The sequence below is a fragment of the Streptomyces sp. NPDC003635 genome, assembly GCF_053587635.1.
The window spans coordinates 1,971-4,491 of the sequence record NZ_JBSFOK010000110.1; the positions used below are offsets into that span (position 1 = coordinate 1,971).

At 56.6% G+C, this 2,521-nt stretch carries 1 rRNA gene (running past one end of the window); it reads left to right on the forward strand.

The features are described 5' to 3' along the window. Positions 1-2,476: ribosomal RNA gene (locus ACWDRW_RS40145) — 23S ribosomal RNA — on the forward strand (it extends 162 nt beyond the left edge of the window). The last annotated feature ends 45 nt before the right edge of the window (positions 2,477-2,521 follow it).

Here is a 2,521-nt window from a genome sequence, read left to right on the forward strand (position 1 = left end):
GTCTCGTGACTGCGTGCCTTTTGAAGAATGAGCCTGCGAGTTTGCGGTGTGTTGCGAGGTTAACCCGTGTGGGGAAGCCGTAGCGAAAGCGAGTCCGAATAGGGCGATGTAGTAGCGCGCTCAAGACCCGAAGCGGAGTGATCTAGCCATGGGCAGGTTGAAGCGGAGGTAAGACTTCGTGGAGGACCGAACCCACCAGGGTTGAAAACCTGGGGGATGACCTGTGGTTAGGGGTGAAAGGCCAATCAAACTCCGTGATAGCTGGTTCTCCCCGAAATGCATTTAGGTGCAGCGTCGTGTGTTTCTTGCCGGAGGTAGAGCACTGGATAGGCGATGGGCCCTACCGGGTTACTGACCTTAGCCAAACTCCGAATGCCGGTAAGTGAGAGCGCGGCAGTGAGACTGTGGGGGATAAGCTCCATGGTCGAGAGGGAAACAGCCCAGAGCATCGACTAAGGCCCCTAAGCGTACGCTAAGTGGGAAAGGATGTGGAGTCGCACAGACAACCAGGAGGTTGGCTTAGAAGCAGCCACCCTTGAAAGAGTGCGTAATAGCTCACTGGTCTAGTGATTCCGCGCCGACAATGTAGCGGGGCTCAAGCGTACCGCCGAAGTCGTGTCATTCCAGCACATACTCCCAACGGAGGCTGGGATGGGTAGGGGAGCGTCGTGTGCCGGGTGAAGCAGCACCGGAAGGTAGTTGTGGACGGTTCACGAGTGAGAATGCAGGCATGAGTAGCGATACAAACGTGAGAAACGTTTGCGCCGATTGACTAAGGGTTCCTGGGTCAAGCTGATCTGCCCAGGGTAAGTCGGGACCTAAGGCGAGGCCGACAGGCGTAGTCGATGGATAACCGGTTGATATTCCGGTACCCGCTGTGAAGCGTCAAACATCGAACCAGGCGATGCTAAGTCCGTGAAGCCGCCCCGGAGCCTTCGGGCAAAGGGGAGTGGTGGAGCCGACGAACCAGACTTGCAGTAGGTGAGTGATGGGGTGACGCAGGAAGGTAGTCCATCCCGGGCGGTGGTTGTCCCGGGGTAAGGGTGTAGGACGCAAGGTAGGCAAATCCGCCTTGCACATAGTCTGAGACCTGATGCCGAGCCGATTGTGGTGAAGTGGATGATCCTATGCTGTCGAGAAAAGCCTCTAGCGAGTTTCATGGCGGCCCGTACCCTAAACCGACTCAGGTGGTCAGGTAGAGAATACCGAGGCGTTCGGGTGAACTATGGTTAAGGAACTCGGCAAAATGCCCCCGTAACTTCGGGAGAAGGGGGGCCACGTCTGGTGAGAGCACTTGCTGCTCGAGCTGGGTGTGGCCGCAGAGACCAGCGAGAAGCGACTGTTTACTAAAAACACAGGTCCGTGCGAAGCCGTAAGGCGATGTATACGGACTGACGCCTGCCCGGTGCTGGAACGTTAAGGGGACCGGTTAGCTCCATTTCGGTGGGGCGAAGCTGAGAACTTAAGCGCCAGTAAACGGCGGTGGTAACTATAACCATCCTAAGGTAGCGAAATTCCTTGTCGGGTAAGTTCCGACCTGCACGAATGGCGTAACGACTTCTCGACTGTCTCAACCATAGGCCCGGTGAAATTGCACTACGAGTAAAGATGCTCGTTTCGCGCAGCAGGACGGAAAGACCCCGGGACCTTTACTACAGTTTGATATTGGTGTTCGGTTCGGCTTGTGTAGGATAGCTGGGAGACTTTGAAGCGGCCACGCCAGTGGTTGTGGAGTCGTCGTTGAAATACCAGTCTGGTCGTGCTGGATGTCTAACCTGGGTCCGTGATCCGGATCAGGGACAGTGTCTGATGGGTAGTTTAACTGGGGCGGTTGCCTCCTAAAGAGTAACGGAGGCGCCCAAAGGTTCCCTCAGCCTGGTTGGCAATCAGGTGTTGAGTGTAAGTGCACAAGGGAGCTTGACTGTGAGACCGACGGGTCGAGCAGGGACGAAAGTCGGGACTAGTGATCCGGCGGTGGCTTGTGGAAGCGCCGTCGCTCAACGGATAAAAGGTACCCCGGGGATAACAGGCTGATCTTCCCCAAGAGTCCATATCGACGGGATGGTTTGGCACCTCGATGTCGGCTCGTCGCATCCTGGGGCTGGAGTCGGTCCCAAGGGTTGGGCTGTTCGCCCATTAAAGCGGTACGCGAGCTGGGTTTAGAACGTCGTGAGACAGTTCGGTCCCTATCCGCTGTGCGCGTAGGAATATTGAGAAGGGCTGTCCCTAGTACGAGAGGACCGGGACGGACGAACCTCTGGTGTGCCAGTTGTTCTGCCAAGGGCATGGCTGGTTGGCTACGTTCGGGAGGGATAACCGCTGAAAGCATCTAAGCGGGAAGCCTGCTTCGAGATGAGTATTCCCACCTCCTTGAGAGGGTAAGGCTCCCAGTAGACGACTGGGTTGATAGGCCGGATATGGAAGCACGGTAACGTGTGGAGTTGACCGGTACTAATAGGCCGAGGGCTTGTCCTCAGTTGCTCGCGTCCACTGTGTTGGTTCTGAAACCACGAACAGCCCC